The organism is Halomonas sp. A020 (assembly GCF_027943625.1).
Lineage (GTDB): Bacteria > Pseudomonadota > Gammaproteobacteria > Pseudomonadales > Halomonadaceae > Vreelandella > Vreelandella piezotolerans.
This window is the reverse complement of record NZ_AP022850.1, coordinates 3,059,134-3,080,845: the sequence shown is the minus strand read 5'-3', so window position 1 is coordinate 3,080,845 and position 21,712 is coordinate 3,059,134. Positions and strand designations below refer to the sequence as shown.

The following is a 21,712-nucleotide window of genomic DNA, read 5'->3' as shown; positions in this document are numbered from 1 at the left end:
CGGCTTACCGAACCAGGAGAATAACCATGCAAGACGCCTATATTTACGACGGATTACGCACCCCTTTTGGTCGCCATGGCGGCAGCCTGGCGCCCATTCGCCCGGATGAACTACTGGGGCTAACGCTAAAAGCACTGGTAGCGCGTAATCCGTTTGCCTTAGAGAGCTATGAAGAAGTGTTGGCAGGCTGTACGAACCAAGCGGGGGAAGACTCCCGTAACGTGGCGCGTCACGGGGCGCTGCTGGCGGGCCTGCCGATTGAGGTGGCAGGCCAAACCGTCAACCGCCTGTGCGGCAGCGGCCTAGCCGCCATGATGGATGCCGCCCGCGCCGCTCGCTTAGGCGAGGGCGAGCTATTTTTGGCTGGCGGCGTGGAGTCCATGTCCCGCGCGCCTTACGTGCTGGGCAAGGCCGACTCCCCCTACGCGCGCAATCAACCGATGTTCGATACCGTGATCGGATCGCGCTTCCCTAACCCCTGGATCGCCAAAGAGTACGGCAGCCACAGCATGCCGGAAACTGCCGACAACATCGCCCACGACCTGAACATTGGCCGCGAAGCCAGCGATGCCTTTGCCGCCCGTTCGCAGGCGCGCTATGCCCAGGCGCTGGCAAACGGCTTCTATGACGGCGAAATGTTTGGCGTCGAAGTACCCCAAGGGCGCAAACAGCCGCCGCGGTTGGTAGATAAAGATGAACACCCGCGAGCTGAAAGCACCGAAGAGAAACTGGCCAAACTCGGTGCTCTATTCGAAGGCGGTGTCGTGACCGCAGGCAACGCCTCTGGTTTGAACGATGGGGCTGTCGCGCTGATCGTAGGCACGCGTGCGGCAGGCGAGCGGGCTGGGCTTGCGCCGCGAGCGCGTATCGTTGCCAGCGCCGTGGCGGGCGTTGCCCCACGCGTCATGGGCTTGGGGCCGGTACCCGCTTCGCAAAAAGCGCTGGCTCGGGCTGGCCTTTCGCTTGACCAGATGGACGTGATTGAAATCAACGAAGCCTTTGCCGTCCAGGTGTTGGGCTGCGTTCAACAGTTGGGGCTCTCCACCGACGACCCGCGCTTGAATGCCAACGGCGGCGCGATTGCCATTGGCCATCCGCTGGGTGCCTCTGGGGCGCGCTTGGCCCTCACCGCCCTGCGCCAGCTAGAAGCCACCGGCGGCCGCTATGCGTTAGTCACCATGTGCATTGGCGTTGGCCAGGGCATTGCGACCATCATCGAGCGTGTGGACCGCTAACCGCGATAGCCGCCCAACATAGCGGCGCTGCCAAACAGCGTCGCAGGCCAAGCGTTGACTAAGCTTCCTTTTCACGCTTTGCAACGCCCCAGCGCAGGTATGCGATACTTACCACTCAATGATTGATTAGCCGAGACGCTTGATGGAACCCACCGACGCCGCTGCCGATGAGCCGCAATCACCGGAAAAAGATCGCAACTTTGTCACCGCGCTCGCGCGTGGGCTAGAACTACTCCGTGCCTTTGGGACGGGTGAGGAGTACCTGGGCAATGCAGAGCTCTCGAATCGTACCCAAATCCCCCGCCCCACGGTGTCTCGGTTGACCTATACGCTGACCCAATTAGGCTACCTGCAACATAACCGCCATTTGGAGAAGTACCGCCTTGGGCCGGGTGTGCTGGCATTGGGCTACCGCTTTCTGGCCAATATGGGCATTCGCGAAATTGCCCGTCCCCACTTACAGCACTTTGCCGACGCCACCGATTGTAATGTCAGCCTGGGCGGTGCCGACCGCAGCGACATGGTGTATCTGGAAACCTGTCACGGCCACGGGCCGCTGATCATTCGGCTAGATGTTGGCTCACGCCTACCGATTGCCACGTCAGCGATTGGCCGCGCTTGGCTGTGCGGGTTATCGGGTGAGCGCCGCCAGCAGGTGATGCAAGAGCTGGCTGCCTTTCACGGCAGCGATTGGCCCCGCCTGCAGGCTGGTATCGAGCAGAGTCTGCGCGATTATGCCGAGTACGGCTTTTGCCTCTCCGAGCAGGATTGGCAGCGGGATATCAGCGCCGTTGCCATGCCGCTCATTTTAGAGGATGGTGCCGAAGTGATGGCCATCAACTGCGGCGGCTCTAGCCTGCGGTTGGATCATGACCGACTGGTCCATAACCTTGGACCTCGACTCAAAGAGGTAGCTGCCAAAATCAAGCAGGAGCTGGCGCCCAAGTATCGTGCGTCACGTTAAGAAACGTCGTCTTTCCTTTCACTAACGCTCGTTTGATTGCATCATGGTCTTCACTGTCATGTGAACGCACTGAGGAGCAGGGATGCCAAACGAGTGGATCACTCAACAGGGTGAGGTCGTTACACTGGGTGGCGAGTGGACGCTACGCCACTATACCGAGCTAAAGCACGTTCTAAAGCGGCGCGAAGAACTAGGTTCGGCATCGCTATCACTGCCTGGCTTCGAAGCACTCGATACTGCCGGTGCGGCGCTGATCGTCGAGCTCTTAGGGATCGACAAAACCAAACAGGCTGCCAACGACCTACCCCACGCGCAGCAGATGTTACTGATTCGGATTGCCGAAGCCATGGAGGCTCCTGTCGAGAGCACGCGCACTCATTCCCATCGGATCACCGATGCGTTGGCATCGGTGGGCCGCCAAATGGTGGCCATGACAGCGCAACAGCGGCAGCTATTGGCGTTTATCGGCTTGGTCTTGGCGACGTTTGCTTCGCTGCTGTTTCGCCCCCGCCATTGGCGTATGACCGCCACCGTTGCTCATGTTCAGCAAAGTGGTTTGAATGCAGTGCCTATCGTTGCGCTACTTACCTTCATGGTGGGGGCCGTGGTGGCCTTTCTTGGGGCGACCGTGTTGGAAGATTTCGGCGCAACGGTGTATACCATTGACCTGGTGGCGTTCTCCTTTCTGCGTGAGTTCGGCGTGCTGCTAGCCGCCATTCTTTTGGCAGGTCGCACCGCCAGCGCCTTTACTGCCCAGCTCGGTGCGATGAAATCCAATGAAGAGATCGATGCCCTGAAGACACTTGGGCTAGATCCTATCGAGCTGCTCGTGCTTCCTCGGGTGATGGCGCTGTTGATTAGCCTGCCGCTCCTGGCGTTTGTCGGCATGCTAAGCGGCCTCTTGGGCGGTGCGGTAGTGGCGTCGCTGTCGCTGGATATTTCTACTAGCCAGTTTATGGCAACGCTGCAAAAAGATGTGTCGGTAACGCATTTCCTAGTGGGATTGAGCAAAGCACCGGTCTTTGCCTTCGTAATTGCGGTCATTGGCTGTCTGGAAGGATTCAACGTCAGCGGAAGCGCCCAATCGGTGGGTGCCCACACGACGTCCAGTGTGGTGCAAGCCATCTTCATGGTGATTCTCATCGATGCATTAGCGGCGTTATTTTTCATGGAGATGGGCTGGTGAACGACAGATCTTCTCCGACATCGCAAAAATGTCAAAGCAAGGAAGCCGTCATTTGTGTGCAAGGGCTGGTAAATCGATTTGGCGATAATGTCGTTCACGAAGGAGTAGATTTGACCCTCTATCGTCGAGAAATTCTCGGCGTCGTTGGCGGTTCTGGCACGGGTAAATCGGTCCTGCTACGCAGTATCGTAGGGCTCAAGCATCCTAATGATGGCACCGTCGAGGTGCTGGGCCAGCGGTTGAATGCGCTAAGCGGCTCCCAGCGCAGCCAAATCGAACGGCGCTTTGGGGTGCTTTTCCAGCGCGGGGCCTTGTTTAGTTCGCTCAATCTGCAAGAGAACGTCGCGCTACCGCTCATTGAGCACGCTGGGCTGCCTCGGGAAGAGGCTGAATATCTGGCGCGCATCAAACTTTCTTTAGTGGGCTTGGCACCGCAAGCGGCACGGCAGTTTCCAGCATCACTCTCAGGGGGCATGATAAAACGTGCAGCCCTTGCCAGAGCGCTCGCCTTGGACCCGGACATTTTATTCCTCGATGAACCGACAGCCGGGCTCGACCCCATTGGTGCCGCTGCGTTTGACCAGTTGCTCGTGACCCTTCGCGATGCACTTGGCTTCAGCGTTTTTTTGGTCACTCACGACCTGGATACCCTCTACGCAGCCTGTGATCGCGTTGCCGTGCTGTCACAAAAGCGCGTTTTGGTCGCCGATACGCTGGAGCGAGTCGCCGAAACGGACGACGAGTGGGTACAAGATTACTTTAACGGTCCGCGTGGACGCGCTGCACAGCGTGCTGCTGACACACCATCGTCTAAGGAGTGACGCACATGGAAACTCGCGCACACCATGTATTGATTGGATTGTTTACCGTGTTAACGGCTGCGGCCGCCCTGCTGTTTGCGATATGGATGAGCTATGACGCTGGCCAACGGGATTACCTACCTTACCGTATTCTGTTCGAACGCAACGTCAGCGGCCTCTCGGAGGGCAGCAAGGTACAGTACAACGGCATCGAAGTCGGCGATGTCACCGAGCTGTCCTTGAACCCTGACGACCCCCGCCAAGTGATTACTCGGATTCGCGTGTATCAAGACACGCCCATCAAAGTCGATACACGGGCAAAATTAGCGTTTGCCAGCATTACCGGTAGCATGTCGGTGCAGCTATATGGCGGAACGCCGGCTAGCCCACGCTTATCATCGCAAAGTAACGACACGGCCCCCTTCATCCCAGCCGACCCGTCGCCCATTGCCACGCTGTTCGATGAGGGCGAGGAGATGATCGAGAACCTCAACGCGATCCTTCAGAGCGTGAACGAACTCTTCAATGACGACAATCGACAGCAGGCGGGCAACATATTGACCAACATTGCCCAAATCACGGAAATGATTGCCTCTCAGCAGGCTGCTTTGGATGAAAACATGGCGCTTTTTGGCGATGTGTCACGCCAAGCCACCACCACGCTCGAGAGCATCGAGACACTTAGCCAGGAGGCGAATCGACTGCTGAACCAAGAGGGCCAACAAGTCATGCGCAGTGCCGAGAACGCCAGCCGCGACGTTGCTAGTGCTGCTCAGCGGATAGAGCAATTGGTAAACGATAACGCAGGGGCCGTGGAAGGCACCTTACAAAGCACTCGCGACATCGCCCCAGCGCTCGCGGCGCTCCGCTCGACACTCGCCACCCTTGATCGCATTACGCGAGAGCTCGAAGAGAGTCCAACGGACTTTTTCCTTGGCCGCGACCACGTAGAGGAGTTTCGCCCGTGAACATGCCTATTTTTCGCATCGTCGTCATGATGAGCGCGCTGTCCCTTCTTTCGGCCTGCTCAGTATTACCCGAAAAGGCGCCATCGACGCTGTATCGACTGCCTGCAATGGCAACGCAGGCTACCCCTGATGCCACTCGCCTACCGGGTCGACTTGGCATCGCAACGCCAGAAGCGGGCCACTTGCTAAGCAGCAACCGTATCGTAGTGTTTCCCGAAGGCAACGTGGTAAATGTGTATGAAGGCGCGCGATGGCATGAAGATGCCCCCCAACTGCTGCAGGCCAAGCTCATTGCTGGCTTGCAACAGCACGCTCTATTCGCCGATGTGAGCAGCGATCGGCTTCCTTATGACCTGCTGCTACTGAGCGAGCTCCGTCACTTCCAAAGCGAATACGACGTGAGCCCGCCCAGCGTCAATTTACAGTTAGACGTTCAATTAGTCGGCGCAGATCAACAACCAACGGCCTCTACCAGTTTCGCGATTCGCGAACGTGCCAAGAGCGCGGAAATACCTGACGTGGTCAACGCCTTTGGCAGCGCCACCGACCGCTTGACCGAGCAGTTGGCACGCTGGCTCGCGGCCAATGCACCTAGATGAAAAGGCCGTTTCTAGTATGGCGGTGAGGAGTGCGAGTACCGCTTAAGATACTCTTTTGGATCTTTGGGGTAGAAGTATTCCGGCTGTCGCTCTAAATGGGTAAAAAAACGAGTGTCCTTGTACGGCATCTTCATGAACCCCGACACGCCCAGTCCCTCTATTTGACTGACGGCAGCGAGCATACGACTGAGCAAATCCCGAAACTCCTGCTCCCGCCGGGGATCGAGTAGCCGATAGTAGCTGTGGATCTTGAGATGCTTGGGTAGCGCTTCGAAAATGATCATGCCTGTGTGATGGATCTCGTTGAGCCGCTTGAGCGTTCGCATGATGGTATCCGGCAACACCAACAGCTCCTCAGGGTCCGGGCCATCCTCGAAATAGCTATGCTGACGGGTGCGATCCTCCATTTCGGGTACGGCGCTCACCTCGTAAGCAATCGCCGTATCGGGATCACAATGAAACGCTTCCTCGGGGGTTGCGCGCTCTAAGTGCAGGGTTTGGCGGGCATTGAACAAACAGCTTTTGAATACCCCCTGGCGATGAATGGCGCGTGCCAAGTGAACCATGTTGTTCACCGCCTCGATGAAGGCGGGCTTGAGCGCTGGGTCATGCAAATTGAGCGACGAATCGATATACACGCCCTCGCGCTCCCAGCGTACGGCCAAACCACCCACCACCGGATATTTGCCCAATCGGCTCACCGAGGCCAAAAAGGCTTTTTCGGTCTCGCCCATGCCCTGCATGAACTGCTTGTAGTAGCGGTCAAGCTGGACATCGTTCACATCGTTGAGCGTCTCCTCGGAATGGGCCTCTCGCAAGAAGGCTTTACGAGAGCTATAAACCACGGTGTCTATCTCGGCGGTAGCCACGTGGTGACGGCCTTTACCCCACACCGGCACCAGCGGTGTTTGCAGCACACCAGGCAGATCGAGCATGACCAATTTAGCCATGCGCGGCATTTCTCGGATGAAGTAATTACCCGCCTGATAGCGCACCTGAGGGTTGGGATCGAGCATGCCATCCAGCGTGCGAGCGAACTCCATGGGAAGTCCGAGCGAGCTTGCCGGTATGGCGCGATGGCCAAAACGACATGATTGCGCCGACGCGAGCGCATAGAGCGTCCCCGCCACCCCCTGCTCGTCGAAGCGCGGCGATGAGAGCGCGCCATTGAGCTGCTCTTCACCAATGAAATACACGTCCCCCAGTCGGGCATTGGTTTGCTGGAGATTGTCCGACATTAGTTCCATTACATTGGCACCCACGAACTGCAGCGAGGCATCCAATTGTGCGAACACCGATGAGCCCCAGTCGATCAACGCGATGGATTCACTGACCGAATCGAAAACGAGATTGGAGGGTTTGATATCACCATGCACCACTGGCCGGGCGTGCGGCCCGGCCTCACGACGCAGTGCCTTGAGAATATCCGCCAGTTGCGCGGCGATACGCACGATCAAGCGGGGCGAGAGCTTGCCCTGCTTGAGTGAGACTTGCTCTAGATTCCAGCCAGGCGCGCGTTCCATGACCAAAATCGACTGACCACGGGCACGCTGATAGGTAATGAGCTTTGGAATCCGCGGGTGTGACACTTGATCGAGCATGAACGCCTCCTCCTCGAGGCGCTCTTGCAGATGGGTGGGCAGCGTAATGCGTGAAAACTTGAACACATAGTCGGCCCTAGCCCCTTGATGCCAAGCGCACCCTGCAAAGACGAAACCGTAAGCGCCTTTTCCCACCAACTCGATATCGGCGTATCCCAACTGGGCCAACTGTGACTGACACAGCGCTACCCAGTCCTTGAGCTTACGCGCATCATGATGGCTCAGTAGGTAAACCGACTGCTCTTCGGGTATATAAAACTGCTGCAGCGGCGCCTGACTCATCACAAAATGCCTACACGGTCATGCCAAGTGCAGAAGCATGCTTTCAGGCGCTTCTAGAAATCCTTTCCAGGCGTTGCAGAAGCGAGCAATGGTGCCGCCATCGATAAAGCGGTGATCTCCCGCCCACGTCACCGTCAAAATCGCCCGGCGCTGCACGGCGCCATGCTCATCGAAACGCGGCAGCCATTGGGTTTTGCCAATCGCCACGATGGCGGCTTCCGGGGCGTTGATGATGGGCGCGGCGTAGGTACCCCCCAAAGCACCAATGTTGGAAATGCTGATGGTGCCGCCTTTCAGGTCGGCCTGATCGACTCGCGCGTCTCGCGCCGCCTGGGTCAGCCTGCCGACCTCCTTGGCGATCTCGAACAGGGTCAACCGCTCGACGCCTTTCACGTTGGGCACCAAGAGGCCGGCCTTGCTATCGACGGCCATACCGATATTGCAGTGGTCGTAGTAGCTCAGCTCGTCGGCAGCGTCGTTTAACTGGGCATTGATGATCGGCGTTTCTGCAACAGCCAGCGCCATCGCCTTCATGAAGAACGGCATCAGCGTGAGTCGCTCTCCCTGCGCCTCCACCTGGGGCTTGAGACGCTCGCGCAGCGCCAACAGCTCGGTGACGTCGATCTCTTCGCCGTAATGAAAATGGGGAATGGAACTGGCGGATTCGACCATGCGCTTGGCCATCACCGCACGCACGCCGCGCAGCGGCTCCACCCTGGCGGGCGCCGAACCCGATGATGTCGGTGGGGATACGTATGCCTCGTTATCAGCGACCGACGGTGCATTGAGGTGGGCCAGCACGTCTTCTTTCAACACGCGCCCCTCTTTACCACTGCCGGTGATGTCCGCCAGCACCAGATCGTGCTCCCTGACTAAACGCCTAACGGCGGGGCTAGCGGGGACTTTATGGGCTAAAGCACTCGGCTCGGCGGGAGCGCGCGTCGACGGCTCGACGTCGTCACGTTGCGGCGTGGACTCTCGAGGGTTAGCGGTCGACTGATCGGTGGAGGCGTCTGCCGTAGGCTCGCTGGAAGATGAGCCTACCGTTTGGTACGCGTAGAGGGGCGCGTGGACCTTGGCGATTTGCCCCTGGGGCACATAAAGCTTGGTGACGGTGCCCGCTTCGGGCGCCGTAATTTCGACCAGGGCCTTGTCGGTCATCACCTCGACGATGGGCTGGTCCTCTTCGATGGTGTCGCCTTCGGCAACGCGCCACTCCACCACTTCACACTCGACGATCCCTTCGCCGATGTCCGGCAATAAAAAATCACTCATGACTGTTCTCCCTAGCGCTAGAAGTTCACGCTTTCGCGGATCGCTTCAAAAATTTTCAGGTGGTCAGGCAGATACTCTTTTTCCAGCACCAGCGGGAAAGGGGTATCCAACCCGGTGACCCGAGTAATCGGCGATTCCAAGTAAAGAAAACAGCGCTCCTGTATCGTCGCAGCGACTTCTCCGGCAAAACCACCGGTCAAAGGAGCTTCGTGACTGACGATCATGCGGCCCGTTTTGAAGACGGATTCCGCCACGGTATCGACATCCCAAGGCAACAGCGAGCGCAGGTCGATGACCTCGCAAGAGATACCCTGCTCTTCAGCTAGCTCGGCGGCTTTGCCGATTACCTCCATCTGTGCGCCCCAGCCGACCAAGGTAAGATCACTGCCCTCTTTGACGATCTCCGCTTCGCCGATGGGCAACTGATAATCGTCGTCTGGCACATCGCCCACGGCCGCTCGGTAGAGCCGCTTGGGCTCTAAAAAAAGCACCGGGTCAGGATCACGGATGGCCGCGAGCAGCAGTCCCTTGGCTTGATAGGGATTACGTGGCACGACGACTTTCAGACCGGGCGTATGAGTGAAGTAGGCCTCGGGTGATTGGGAGTGATAAAGTCCCCCCGAAATACCGCCACCGTAAGGCGTTCGGATGGTGAGGCCACCTACATTGAAGAGATCCCCGGAGCGGTAGCGGAACTTGGCGGTTTCGTTGACGATTTGATCGAAGGCCGGAAAAATGTAGTCGGCAAACTGAATCTCCGCGACAGGTACCGATCCTTGCGCAGCCAGCCCGTTGGCGAAACCGACGATGCCTTGCTCTACCAGCGGGGTATTGAAACAGCGCGATTTGCCGTACTTCTCCTGTAAATGGCTGGTGGCCCGAAACACCCCGCCGAACACCCCAACGTCTTCGCCGAAGCAGATCACTTTTTCGTCTTCTGCCATGGCGATATCGAGCGCATTGTTGATCGCCTGAAGCATGTTCATGGTCGTCATCTTACGCATCCCCCTGGTGATCGGCGGTTGACGAGAGGGAAGGATCGAGCGACTGAGCGCCACGCGGGTAAGCATCGGGATAACGACGAATATGCCGCTTGAGCTGATCCAGTTGACGCTGCAACGCGGGCGTAACATCCGCATAGACATCGCTGATCAGCGATTCGAGCGGCGGCGGCGGGCGCTTTTCGGCCCGCTTCATGGTGTCCAGCACTTCACGTCGCAAGGTCTCTTGTTGGCTGGCCTCTTCTTCATCGCTCCACCACCCTTTCTTCGCCATCCAGCGCTGCATGCGCAGCAAGGGATCTTTGACGCGCCACGCCTCCTCTTCGCTTTTCGCACGATAGCCCGAGGGGTCATCCGAAGAGGAGTGGGCCGCCAAGCGATAAGACATGGCCTCGATGAGCACCGGCTGATTTTTTTCTACCGCAATGCGTCTTGCCTGACGCGTCGCTTCGAAGACCGCCAATGCATCGTTGCCATCCACACGAATCACGTGCATGTGGTAGCCAAACGCACGGGGAGCAATACCGTCGGCAGCAAACTGCTCGGTGGCTGGCGTCGAGATAGCGTAACCATTGTTACGGCAGAAGAAGATGACCGGCACTTGGTGCACCGACGCCATGTTGAGAGCAGCGTGGAAATCTCCCTCGGATGCGGCGCCCTCGCCAAAGAAGGTCAGCGTGCAGTGACCTTCACCGGCCAGCTTTTGACCGTAGGCATACCCGGTGGCTTGAGGAATCTGCGTCGCCAGCGGCGATGAGATGGTCATATAGTGCAGTTTACGGGAGCCGTAGTGAATCGGCATTTGACGGCCTTTGCCGTAATCGAGCTCGTTGCCAAATAGCTGATTCATGAACTCGTCGATGGAGAAGCCGCGATACATCAAGGCGCCCTGCTCACGGTACTGGGCCATGATCATGTCCGCATCGTCCAGTGCGGCCGTCGCTCCCACAACGGCAGCCTCTTCACCGGTGCACTGCATGTAAAAGCTGAGACGCCCTTGACGTTGAGCAGCCATCATGCGCTCATCAAGAATGCGGGTGGCTAGCATGGCCTGATACAGTCGGCGGGCGTGCTCTTGCGTGATCTCGGGTGCTCGAGCGCCTTCGTAAAGCTCGCCATCGGGATTCAGCAGGGCGAACGTCTCGATGGCAAACTCGTCGCCGGTCATGAAGGCCGGCTGGTATACGTACTGAGTCATCATTATTGTCCTTGTTTTTACCCCTTTTGAGGGCAGTGTTGTCGGTGATGACCGTTTTTGCCAGTGGATTTATCTGACAAGGGTCAACGCAACACTGGGACAGTAACTCAGTGGAAGCGGTTTAGGGATTCGACTTAAGATGCAGAGAGACGCTGACGCAGCGTCTGCTGATAGACATTGAAAGCGCTATCGACGCAGAGCGCCAGAAGCGCGATCAAAAGAGCACCTTGCAGTACGTAGGCCACATTACCGTTGACGATGCCCGCAATGATCGGGTCGCCCAGGTTACTCGCACCCACTGTCGCGCCCAGCGCAGCCGTGGCGATATTGATCGTCACCGAGGTGCGCACGCCCGCCAAAATGACCGGCGCCGCCAGCGGAAGTTCGACTTGTCGCAACACTTGCCAGGGCGTCATACCCATGGCCAGGGCCGACTGTTTGAACGTTGGGTCGACATCATTGATACCCGCCAGGGTATTACGCACGATGGGCAGCAGTCCGTAGAGCATGAGGGCAACGATGATGGGCAGCGTGCCAAAGCCGAGCACCGGAACGGCTAACGCCAATACGGCGACCGGTGGAAACGTCTGCCCCAGCGATGCCAGTTGCCCGATCAGCGGCAAAAAATCACGCCCTCTCTCACGCGTGACGGCCACCCCCGCCGCCACGCCCGCGATGATCGTCACCACCGCCGCCACGCCAACGACCAGGACATGACGGCCGAGCAACTCGTAAAATGCCGCGCGAGCATAAACGACCTGTCTAGCGTCAGGCTCTATCCAACGAAACAAGCTCTCTAGCAGAGGCATACCAATGATGCCCGCCGCCAACAGTGCAGCCCATGCCAGTGGAAGAAGCCACTGGACGTTAGCGACATTCGACAAATCGTTGTTACCGGACTTACGATTCACGCTGACTCGTCCTATCCCACTGTGCTTCTTTGACGATACGGCGAAGCGACAGCTCACCAATCGGCACATCGTTTTGATCGACGACCGTCAAGCGATCACAGTGATCACGCAACATCATGGAGAGCGCTTGGCGCAGCGAAAAATCAGCGGGAATGCGCGACTGCGCCGGCAAGGTAGGCCCCAGCGATGTCATGTGGTCTTTCACCCGTGTGAGCGCTGCTTGCTTCAATCCCCGCTCCAGGCCGCCGAGTAACGACTCGACAAACGGATCGTGGGGATGCTGTAAAAGCGCTAGTGGCGTGCCCTGTTGAACGATGCGACCGTCGCGCATGACGACAAGGTGGTCGGCCAACCCCAGTGCTTCATCCATATCGTGGGTCACGAACACGATGGTTTTGTGCAGCCGAGACTGTATTTTGGCAAGCTCCTCTTGGAGCTTTTCCCGGGTGATGGGGTCTAGCGCCCCAAAGGGCTCATCCATGAGCAAGATATCGGGATCGCCGGCAAGCGCGCGAGCCACACCTACCCGTTGCGCCTGCCCGCCGGAGAGTTGGTGAGGATATTTATGGGCGAACTCCTCCACAGGCAGCCCTAGCAACCCCATCAACTCCTCGACTCGAGCGGTAGTATCGGTAGCCGACCACTTCAATAGCCGAGGCACCAATCCAATGTTGCGTGCAACGCTCCAGTGAGGAAATAGTCCGGTGCTCTGAATCACGTAACCAATGCGACGGCGAAGCTTCACTGGATCGTACTGCTCGATCGCCTGGCCATCCAAGATGATGTCGCCACTGCTGTGATCGATGAGTCGATTGATCATGCGCAGCGTGGTGGATTTACCGCAGCCGGAAGTACCTACCAACGCACAGAGCTTGCCTTTTGCAACCCGCAGGGTAATGTCATCCACCGCGGTGGCGTCGCCGAACGTCTTTGAAACATGGGAAAGCTCGATCATTGCCGTCCTCCGGGACGCAGCGCGTCCGCTAACGCACCAAGCCCTGCATCCACCATGAGCGCCAAGATCAAAATGGGTAACGCACCCAACAGCACCATATCCATGGCAGCCTGACCCAGCCCTTGAAAAATAAATGTGCCTAAGCCGCCCGCCCCAATCAATGCCGCTACCGCGGTAAGTCCCACGGCTTGAACGGCGGTAATACGCACGCCTTCCAACAGCACGGGAAGTGCCAACGGAAACCGCACTTGCCAAAAACGTTGTGTCGTTCGCATTCCCATGGCTTTGGCGGCCTGCAATGTCTCCTCGCTCACTTCTTCGAGGGCGATGTAGGTATTGCGCACCATTGGCAGCAGGCTGTAGGCGATGAGCGCGATCAGCGCCGGCGCGTTGCCAATGCCACTCACCCCTAGCGCCGCCAGCGTTGGGACATTCGCTGCCAGCCAGGCAAGGGGCGCTAGCAGAAGCCCAAACAGCGCCAAGCTGGGGATGGTTTGTAAAAAATTCAGCAGCGTAAACGCTACTTTTTGTAGCCGCTCATAGCGACGCATGAGCATGGCCAGCAGCGACCCCAGCACCACGCTGACGCCTACAGCCGTGCTCACCAGCACCATGTGCTGCATCAGTGCCTGATAAAACTGCCCCTGCCGAGCTTGGAACTCCTGTACCAGGGCAAGGCGATCCAGCCAGAGCGCGGCACAGCCCCACCAGACAACGCTTACACCGAATAACAGTAGCGCCGTCCACCATCGAGATAACCCAAGACGCAGACGAAGCTCTACCAAGCAGAGCAATAAAACGAACAGTACGGTCCAGTAGGCCGGACCAATACCAAGACGCGCCTGAGGTAAGGAAGGGTCGACCAACCAGTGGCCAGCCACCATCAAACCAAACGGCATGAGTAGTAAGGTTAGCGTAACGATGGCCAGCACCGCTCGATAGTGCCGGACGTTAGGCATCAATGCCAACGTCGCCATAGCGAGAGAGAGCAATGACACCAGGGCTGCCCCTGGCCAACCAATGGCATCGACCATGCCAAAGGCGGTACCGGAAACGATACGATTAGGGGCGACACTCACCACGTTCAGTAGCCATGCAGCGGCTAACATGCTCCCGCTGAGACAGCACAGTACGACATTAGGCTGCCAAGGGCGTCGTTTAAAGGATGGCGATGGTAGGGCGTCGATCAACGACATTCATCAGTCATCCAGGCTGTCGAGGTAGTCACTCGCTACTTGATCCGGCGAGACACCATTCACCGCGACATTCGCATTGAGCTCTTGCAGCGTCACGAGGTCTAGCGTGGCAAACACCTCATTCAGCAACGCTTCCATGTCAGGGTAAGCGTCAAGCACTTCTTCACGCACCACGGGAGCGGGTTGATACACCGGCTGTACGCCTTTGGAGTCTTCGAGCACGACGAGGCCCAGGGCGCTCAGACCACCGTCGGTACCGTAGGTCATGGCGCCATTGACACCGCTGGTTTGCTGCGCGGCCGCACGCATCGTAGCAGCCGTGTTGCCACCCGAAAGGACGAGCAGCTGATCATCGCTCAACTCGAAACCATAGGCGTCCTGGAAAGCCGGTAGCGCCTGGGCGGATTCGACGAATTCAGCGCTGGCGGCAAATTTGAACGTTCCGCCATCGGCCAGATATGCAGCCAAATCATCCAGCGTGGTCAAATCATTGGCGTCGGCCACGTCTTGGCGAATGCTCATGGCCCAAGTGTTGTTGGCACTGGCGGGCCGTAGCCAAATCAACCCCTGCTCGGCATCGCGTTCGCTGACGGTTTGATAAGCGTCGTCGGCGCTGTTCCAGACGGGGCTATCGGTCATGTCGAAGAAGAAGGCGCCGTTCCCCGTGTATTCTGGGTAAAGATCGATCTCCCCTGCTTGCAGCGCGCTACGTACCACGCTAGTGCCCCCTAACTGAAGGCGATCTTCCGTAGGAATGCCGTTGCGTTCCAATGTTTGAATGATCAGTTCGCCCAACACCGAGCCTTCCGTATCGATTTTCGAAGACACCACGACGGGATCGTTGGCGCTGGCCGTGGAAAGAGTGACTACAGAGAAGGCTACCGTCGATAGACAGGCAGCCAGCGAAGGTGTGAACAATGAGCGCATGGGGTCGTCCTTTTCAGTGTGCGTCTGTGGCGTACCGGATCAGTATAAGAGCCTACTGCGTTGAAGTCAGACGCCGTTTTCACGGCGTCCGACATATCACCACGATCAAGGCGCTTCGATGACCCAGGTCGTCCCTTCCCGGGAGTCCTTGAGAACGATGCCGAGCGCTGCCAGCTCGTCACGAATGGCGTCCGCGCGGGCAAAATCCTTACTGGTTTTTGCATCATGACGTTCGGCGATTTTGGCTTCGATCTCCTCCTCGCTAAGCGCTACCTGCTGCTGAGCGCCTTTGAGGAAGGTTTCCGGCACTTGCTGTAATAACCCCAGCACCCCGGCCAAGCGCTTTAATTCGCCTGCCAAGCGCGGCGCTTCCGCTGGCTGGTCGCTTTTCGCGCGGTTGAGATCGCGGGCCAAGTCGAACAGCGCGGCCAAAGCGACAGGGGTGTTGAAGTCGTCGTCCATGGCCGCGGTAAAGCGCTCGGCCGCCTCGCTGGCGACTGCCTGCTCGTCAGCGTCCACGCCTTCCAACGCCGTATATAGTCGCGTCAGCGACTTGCGTGCTTCGACCAGCGAATCCAACGAGTAGTTGATGGCGCTGCGGTAGTGGCTGGCGACCAACAGATAGCGAACGACTTCCGGATCATGCTCGGCAAGTACGTCACGGATGGTGAAGAAATTGCCCAAGGACTTGGACATCTTTTCCTGATTCACACGCACGGCGCCGGCATGCATCCAGGTATTGACGTAGGTTTTCCCTGTCGCTGCTTCCGATTGGGCGATCTCGTTCTCATGATGAGGAAAGGTCAAATCCGGCCCGCCGCCATGGATATCGAAGGTATCACCCAAGCAGCAGGTCGACATTGCAGAGCACTCGATGTGCCAGCCGGGGCGACCCTCTCCCCAAGGAGAGTGCCAGTGGGCTTCACCGGGTTTGGCCGCTTTCCAAAGCACGAAATCCAGCGGATCCTCTTTGTGTACATCCACATCCACGCGCGCTCCCGAGCGCATGTCATCCAACTGACGGTTGTTCAATTTGCCGTAGTCGGTGAACTTGCGCACTCGGTAGTAGACATCACCATTGGCCGCGGCATAGGCAAAGCCTTTGTCGATGAGCGTTTCGATCATCGCGATGATATCGTCGATGTGCCCCGTTGCCCGGGGCTCCTGACTGGGTGGCAGCACGTTGAGGCGAGCTTCGTCCTCATGCATCGCGGCAATCATGCGCTCGGTGAGCGCGTCGATGGGCTCGCCGTTCTCCTCGGCCCGCTTGAGGATTTTATCGTCGATATCGGTGATGTTGCGGACATAGGTCACGTCATAACCGCGATGGCGCAGGTAGCGGGTAATCACGTCAAAGGCCACCATCACCCGGGCGTGGCCAAGGTGACAGTAGTCATACACCGTCATACCGCAAACGTACATGCTGACCTTGCCGGCCACCAGCGGGCGAAAAGGGTCTTTGCGGCGAGTCAGCGTATTGTAAATATGCATATGACGTTTCCTTAGCCCTTCTGTTTGATTTTCGCCCAGCTATCTTTCAACCCAACGGTACGGTTGAACACCAGGTGGTCGTTAGTGGAGACATGGCGATCAGCACAGAAATAACCGACTCGCTCGAATTGGAAGCGATCTTCCGGCGCGGCGCTGGCCAGGCTTGGCTCGCCAATGGCGTTGCATACCACCAGCGACTCGGGGTTCAAATGCTCGAGGAAGTCGACGTCCTTGTCACGATCGGGCTGCTCGACCATGAACAGGTTATCGTAGAGGCGCACTTCCATCGGCACGCCGTGGGCCGCGCTGACCCAGTGAATCACCCCTTTCACCTTGCGGCCTTCGGGGTTTTTACCCAGGGTGTCGAAATCGACGGAGCAGCGCAGCTCGACGATCTCGCCTGCGTCATCTTTGATAACCTCATCACAACGGATCACATAGCTATTACGCAGACGGACTTCTTTACCGGGCGCTAAGCGGAAGAATTTTTTCGGTGCGTCTTCCATGAAGTCGTCTTGGTCGATGTAGAGTTCACGACCAAACGGCACCTTGCGCATCGGCATATCGTCACGCGCTGGGTGGCCCGGCACCTCGTACACTTCCTCGTGATCTTCCGGCACGTTCGTCAGCACTACTTTCAGCGGCTTGAGCACGCACATGGCGCGGGGTGCGTTATCTTCCAGGTCCGAACGAATGGCGTGGGTCAGCATGGCGATATCCACCAAACCACCGTCGGAACGGGTCACGCCGATCATTTCACAGAATTTACGAATCGAAGCGGGCGTATAGCCGCGGCGACGCATACCGGAAATGGTCGGCATTCGCGGGTCATCCCAACCATCGACGATCTGCTCATCCACCAACAGCTTCAGCTTACGTTTGGAGGTCAGCGTGTAGTCGAGGTTCAGTCTGGCAAATTCAATCTGGCGCGGCTTGGCGGGCACCGGCAGATTGTTCAAGAACCACTCGTATAGCGGGCGGTGGTCTTCGAACTCCAGCGTACAGATGGAGTGAGTAATACCCTCGATGGCATCCGACTGACCGTGGGTAAAATCGTACGAGGGGTAGATTTTCCACTTGTCACCTGTTTGGTGATGATGCGCATGACGAATGCGGTACAAGATCGGATCGCGCAAATTGATGTTGGGCGACGCCATATCGATTTTGGCGCGCAGCACTTTTTCGCCTTCACCAAACTCACCGTTACGCATCCGTTCTAGAAGGTCCAAGCTCTCTTCGGCGCTGCGCTCACGGTAGGGGCTAGGCTTGCCGGGCTCGGTCAGCGTGCCTCGATACTCGCGAATCTCATCCGGGGAGAGGTCATCCACATAGGCTTTGTCTTCACGAATCAGATGCTGCGCCCAGGCGTAGAGCTGATCGAAATAATCAGAGGCAAAGCGCACCGGTCCGGCCCACTCGAAGCCCAGCCAGCTGACGTCCTCTTTGATGGCATCGATGTACGCCTGCTCTTCTTTGGCAGGGTTGGTGTCGTCAAAGCGCAGATGACACTCACCACCCAACTGCTCTGCCAACCCGAAATTCAAACAGATCGACTTGGCGTGGCCGATATGCAAAAAGCCGTTGGGCTCCGGGGGAAAGCGCGTCACGATTTTGGTGACCTGGCCGCCCGCTATCTCGTCGCGTACTTGGTTGCGAATGAAGTTCGGCGCTGGGGTGGTCTCGTTGGTCATGGTGGTGTTGATAACCTCATGGTGGATGGCGTGCTGGGCAAACGATGCAAAGGCAATCAGGGTTAGCGCTTCGCGGTGCCGAGCAAAACCGCTATTATAACGTGACGCCGATGCACAGCGCCAAGGCGAACGCTTTTATTGAACAGGAATTTATCCATGATCGTATTACAGACGAACCACGGTGACATCACCATCGCGCTCAATCATGAAAAAGCCCCGGTTACGGCAGCCAATTTCGAGCAGTACGTGCGCGACGGTTTTTACGACGGCACGCTGTTTCACCGGGTCATTGATGGCTTCATGATTCAAGGTGGCGGTTTCGACCAGGACTTCAACCAAAAACCGACCCGTGACCCTATCGAGAACGAAGCCGATAACGGCTTGCAAAACACCATCGGCACGCTGGCCATGGCGCGCACCCAAGACCCCCACTCTGCTACGGCACAGTTTTTCATCAATGTCGGTAACAACAGCTTCCTTAACCATAGTGGCAAAAGCTTGCAAGGCTGGGGCTATGCGGTGTTCGGAGAAGTCGTTGAAGGCATGGATGTGGTGAACGCGATCAAAGGCGTCAGCACCACACGTCGCGGCATGCACGCCGATGTGCCTGCGGAAGATGTCATCATCGAACGCGCCTACGTGAAGGAAGCGGAATAATCGTTGGGAGCTTTATGCGTACGCTGCTAATCGCTGATATGCATCTAAGTCACGAGACACCTGAGATCAATCAGGGGTTTTATCGCTACTTAGAACAGACGGCCAGTGGGGCACAGGCGCTCTACATCCTGGGAGATCTTTTCGATGCCTGGATGGGTGACGACCTGCTGGACACCCCTCACCCACTGAGCACCGTGGCCCATGACGTCATTCGACGACTGCACGCACTCAGCGAAGCTGGCACTGCCGTCTATTTCATCCATGGCAACCGAGACTTTTTACTGGGTGAACGTTTTATTCACGCCTGTGGCGCCACCCTGCTACCGGAAAGCGAACAAGTAGAGCTGCAAGGCGTTCCCGCCGTCATTCTCCACGGCGATAGCCTCTGCACCAAAGACGAGGCGTATATGGCTTTTCGCGCTCAGTCGCGCAGCGAACAGTGGCAGCAGCAAATTCTTTCGCTGCCCCTGGAGCAGCGGTTGGAGCTTGCCAAAAGCCTGCGCATGCAGTCGGGTGATGCCAATGCGGGCAAAGCCGACGACATCATGGACGTCACCCAAGATGAGGTTGTGGCACTCATGGAACGTTACGGTGTAACGACCATGATTCATGGGCACACCCATCGGCCCAAGGTGCACGACCTCACGGTCGAAGACGTTCCTGCCAAGCGCTTCGTACTGGGCGACTGGGACAACCAACACGGCTGGGATGTGGTGGTAGAGCCTGCTAATGAGCGTCATGCCGAACCCGTTCTGCGTCAGTTTTCGCTCGACGCTCTGCCTTGACTTGCGATACGAGCGACAAAAAAAGCCGATCACTCGATCGGCTTTTTCTCGGCTCATTGCAAGCGCCCACGCGGGCACTTGCATTTATTCCAATGGGGTATTTCAAGGACTTAGCGCTCGATCTCCGCATCGTTACGTAGATCGTCGATCAACCCCTGGATAACCGACTGGGCACGAAGCTGCTCGGCCATTTGCGCAACGAACGCGGTCATCTGCTCGTCCACTTCGCCTACAAAAACGCGATCTAGCGCAACGACAGCCACACCTTGCGGCATAGTCACCGCACGATAAACGCTTTCGCCCTCGCTGGGACGCGGCATACGGAACACTTCGCCCACAAGCGATTGAGGCAGTGCGCTATCCGACTGACGCGACACGTCATTGGCTTCCAGCCACTCCAGCTCGACATTTTCACCGTTCCGCAAGGAAGCAATCAACTCTCCCGCCTGAGCCTGAAGGGCCTCTTGACGCTGCTGAGCTGCGACGGCCTGTTCGACCTCATCGCGCACGTCTTCCAAAGGCAGAACCGTCGCGTCACGATGCTCGGCCACCCGTAGCACCAAACGACGGTCGTTATCGAGTTCGATGACTTCGCTGTTATAGCCCTCTTCCAGCACGTCTGCACTGAAGGCTTCATCTAGCACGCCAGGCTCGGAAAGTACGCCTTCCCCTTCATCACGGGCAATCCACTGCGTTTGCTCGAGTGTCAGGCCGAGATCATCGGCGACGCTTTGAAGGTCATCCGCGGCAAAACTCTCATCGATCAAGCGCTGAACCCGTTCGTTGAACGCGTCATTCACTTCCCGAAGTGCCACGTCTTGAGCCAGTGCATCACGCTGCTCTTCGAAGGTGGGGCCTGCCAGCTCGGTCACGCGGAGAATGTGGAAAGCACCATCCATTTCTACCAGCTGAGAGGTTTCGCCCACACCCAGGGAAAACGCCGCCTCGTCAAAAGCATCACCAAAAAAGCCGCGACTGATGACACCTAAATCACCGCCATCTTCGGCACTAGCCGTGTCATCGGAATAGCGCGCGGCCGTATCAGCAAAGCTTTCGCCTTCGTTGAGGGACGCAAGCGCTTCGCTAGCCCGCGCCTGAGCTTCTTCACGGCTACGCTCGTCACCGAAAGTGATCATAATGTGCGATACGCGACGATCAGCGCTTTGGCTCTGCGCTCGCCACGCGTCGCGAAGCGCCTGTTCGTCGACATCGACGTCCTCCGCCATAGCTTGGCGATCGATCAACACATACTCTACGCGCACCTGCTCAGGACGCTCGAAACGCGACTGATTGGCATCGTAGTAAGCCTGCATCTGCTCGTTGGTAACGTTGACGTCGATATTGGCGTCTTCGGCGCTCAGCATGACGTAACGAAAATCTCGCTGCTGCCGCTGTAAGTCAGCCAAACGCTCTTCTTCACTAGCCAGGGTGAAATCGCTAAAGGCAAGCCCTTGCTGTAAATGCTGTCGCTTGATGTCTACTCGTAGCTCTTCACGAAACGAGAGAGGCGTGTAACCTGCACCGGCGAGACGGTTACGGAAAATGTCTGCTGAGAATCGTCCATCTTGATCATGGAACTCGGGCAAGCTAACGATCATTTGATCCAATTGAGCATCGGAGACGTAAAAACCGCCCTCTTCCGCGTACTGGGTCAGTAAGGATTGGGTAATCAGCTGATCGAGCATATCGTTGCGCAAGGCGCGCTCTTGCTCTGGCGGCACCTGTCCAGAGCGCAACGCACGTTGAACGTTCAGCTCGACTTCTTGACGCATAATGGGCTCACCATTGACGCTGGCGACCTCGTTGGGATCGCTGCCGAACACGCTAAACAGCGACTCCACGCCAAACAGTGCCATGGCTGCCACCATGAGACCGATAATTATCTTGGCACCCCAGCTTCTGGAGCCATCTCGTATACTTTGCAGCATGCTAGCCTCAGATCATCAAAGCCATCTATTGCCCGAAATAGCGGGCCAGAAAATAACATGGG

19 protein-coding genes are annotated in these 21,712 nt (G+C 57.6%); 8 read left to right on the top strand and 11 right to left on the bottom strand.

Going from position 1 to position 21,712, the window contains the following annotated elements; translation table 11 throughout:
- Window positions 1–26 precede the first annotated feature (26 nt).
- The 6 genes from FRH_RS14335 (at window position 27) to FRH_RS14310 (ending at window position 5,752) form a co-directional block, all read left to right on the top strand.
- Window positions 27–1,235: a 3-oxoadipyl-CoA thiolase gene (locus tag FRH_RS14335; protein ID WP_219863655.1), complete on the top strand. Its 1,209-nt coding sequence runs from the start codon at window positions 27–29 to the stop codon at window positions 1,233–1,235.
- 142 nt (window positions 1,236–1,377) lie between these two features.
- Window positions 1,378–2,199: an IclR family transcriptional regulator gene (locus FRH_RS14330; RefSeq protein ID WP_219863653.1), complete on the top strand. Its 822-nt coding sequence runs from the start codon at window positions 1,378–1,380 to the stop codon at window positions 2,197–2,199.
- A gap of 82 nt (window positions 2,200–2,281) precedes the next feature.
- Entirely contained in the window at window positions 2,282–3,385 is a 1,104-nt protein-coding gene (locus FRH_RS14325; protein ID WP_219863650.1) for an ABC transporter permease, read from the top strand.
- The gene (locus FRH_RS14320; RefSeq protein ID WP_219863648.1) at window positions 3,382–4,206 is read left to right on the top strand and encodes an ATP-binding cassette domain-containing protein; all 825 of its coding nucleotides are present in this window, start codon (window positions 3,382–3,384) and stop codon (window positions 4,204–4,206) included. The genes FRH_RS14325 and FRH_RS14320 overlap by 4 nt, the downstream gene beginning before the upstream one ends.
- 5 nt (window positions 4,207–4,211) lie before the next feature.
- A complete protein-coding gene (locus tag FRH_RS14315; RefSeq protein ID WP_153844024.1) occupies window positions 4,212–5,153 on the top strand; it encodes an MlaD family protein in 942 nt (313 codons plus the stop codon).
- Window positions 5,154–5,155: 2 nt separating this feature from the next.
- Window positions 5,156–5,752 (top strand): ABC-type transport auxiliary lipoprotein family protein, encoded by a 597-nt coding sequence (locus FRH_RS14310; protein ID WP_153844032.1) that lies wholly within the window; start codon window positions 5,156–5,158, stop codon window positions 5,750–5,752.
- A gap of 11 nt (window positions 5,753–5,763) precedes the next feature.
- On the opposite strand, the gene FRH_RS14305 is transcribed toward FRH_RS14310, so the two are convergent.
- The 10 genes from FRH_RS14305 to FRH_RS14260 form a co-directional block, all read right to left on the bottom strand.
- On the bottom strand, window positions 5,764–7,635 hold the full coding sequence (locus FRH_RS14305; protein ID WP_281997063.1) for a protein kinase: 1,872 nt from the start codon (window positions 7,633–7,635) through the stop codon (window positions 5,764–5,766).
- An 18-nt stretch (window positions 7,636–7,653) separates the two neighbouring features.
- Entirely contained in the window at window positions 7,654–8,910 is a 1,257-nt protein-coding gene (locus FRH_RS14300; RefSeq protein WP_281997062.1) for a 2-oxo acid dehydrogenase subunit E2, read from the bottom strand.
- A 17-nt stretch (window positions 8,911–8,927) separates the two neighbouring features.
- Window positions 8,928–9,905: a transketolase C-terminal domain-containing protein gene (locus FRH_RS14295; protein WP_281997061.1), complete on the bottom strand. Its 978-nt coding sequence runs from the start codon at window positions 9,903–9,905 to the stop codon at window positions 8,928–8,930.
- A 1-nt stretch (window position 9,906) separates the two neighbouring features.
- Window positions 9,907–11,109 (bottom strand): thiamine pyrophosphate-dependent dehydrogenase E1 component subunit alpha, encoded by a 1,203-nt coding sequence (locus tag FRH_RS14290; RefSeq protein WP_281998168.1) that lies wholly within the window; start codon window positions 11,107–11,109, stop codon window positions 9,907–9,909.
- A gap of 134 nt (window positions 11,110–11,243) precedes the next feature.
- Window positions 11,244–12,020 carry an ABC transporter permease gene (locus FRH_RS14285; protein WP_281997060.1) on the bottom strand — a complete coding sequence of 259 codons (777 nt, stop codon included), beginning with the start codon at window positions 12,018–12,020 and terminating at the stop codon, window positions 11,244–11,246.
- Window positions 12,010–12,975, bottom strand: coding sequence for an ABC transporter ATP-binding protein (locus FRH_RS14280; RefSeq protein ID WP_281997059.1), 966 nt, complete (start codon window positions 12,973–12,975; stop codon window positions 12,010–12,012). The genes FRH_RS14285 and FRH_RS14280 overlap by 11 nt, the downstream gene beginning before the upstream one ends.
- Window positions 12,972–14,171 (bottom strand): ABC transporter permease, encoded by a 1,200-nt coding sequence (locus tag FRH_RS14275; protein WP_139528513.1) that lies wholly within the window; start codon window positions 14,169–14,171, stop codon window positions 12,972–12,974. Before FRH_RS14275 ends, FRH_RS14280 begins: the two co-directional genes overlap by 4 nt.
- Before the next feature lie 3 nt (window positions 14,172–14,174).
- Window positions 14,175–15,098 carry an ABC transporter substrate-binding protein gene (locus FRH_RS14270; RefSeq protein ID WP_281997058.1) on the bottom strand — a complete coding sequence of 308 codons (924 nt, stop codon included), beginning with the start codon at window positions 15,096–15,098 and terminating at the stop codon, window positions 14,175–14,177.
- A gap of 105 nt (window positions 15,099–15,203) precedes the next feature.
- Complete coding sequence (gene cysS, locus FRH_RS14265) at window positions 15,204–16,589, bottom strand: cysteine--tRNA ligase (RefSeq protein ID WP_153844020.1); 1,386 nt, start codon at window positions 16,587–16,589, stop codon at window positions 15,204–15,206.
- A gap of 11 nt (window positions 16,590–16,600) precedes the next feature.
- Entirely contained in the window at window positions 16,601–18,280 is a 1,680-nt protein-coding gene (locus tag FRH_RS14260; RefSeq protein ID WP_139528516.1) for a glutamine--tRNA ligase/YqeY domain fusion protein, read from the bottom strand.
- A 156-nt stretch (window positions 18,281–18,436) separates the two neighbouring features.
- Here FRH_RS14260 and FRH_RS14255 point away from each other — a divergent pair, with 156 nt between their 5' ends.
- The gene (locus tag FRH_RS14255; protein WP_139528517.1) at window positions 18,437–18,937 is read left to right on the top strand and encodes a peptidylprolyl isomerase; all 501 of its coding nucleotides are present in this window, start codon (window positions 18,437–18,439) and stop codon (window positions 18,935–18,937) included.
- Between the two features lie 14 nt (window positions 18,938–18,951).
- Window positions 18,952–19,722: a UDP-2,3-diacylglucosamine diphosphatase gene (locus FRH_RS14250; RefSeq protein WP_139528518.1), complete on the top strand. Its 771-nt coding sequence runs from the start codon at window positions 18,952–18,954 to the stop codon at window positions 19,720–19,722.
- 110 nt (window positions 19,723–19,832) lie between these two features.
- Here FRH_RS14250 and FRH_RS14245 read toward each other — a convergent pair whose 3' ends face one another.
- A complete protein-coding gene (locus tag FRH_RS14245; RefSeq protein WP_281997057.1) occupies window positions 19,833–21,650 on the bottom strand; it encodes a SurA N-terminal domain-containing protein in 1,818 nt (605 codons plus the stop codon).
- Between the last annotated feature and the right edge of the window lie 62 nt (window positions 21,651–21,712).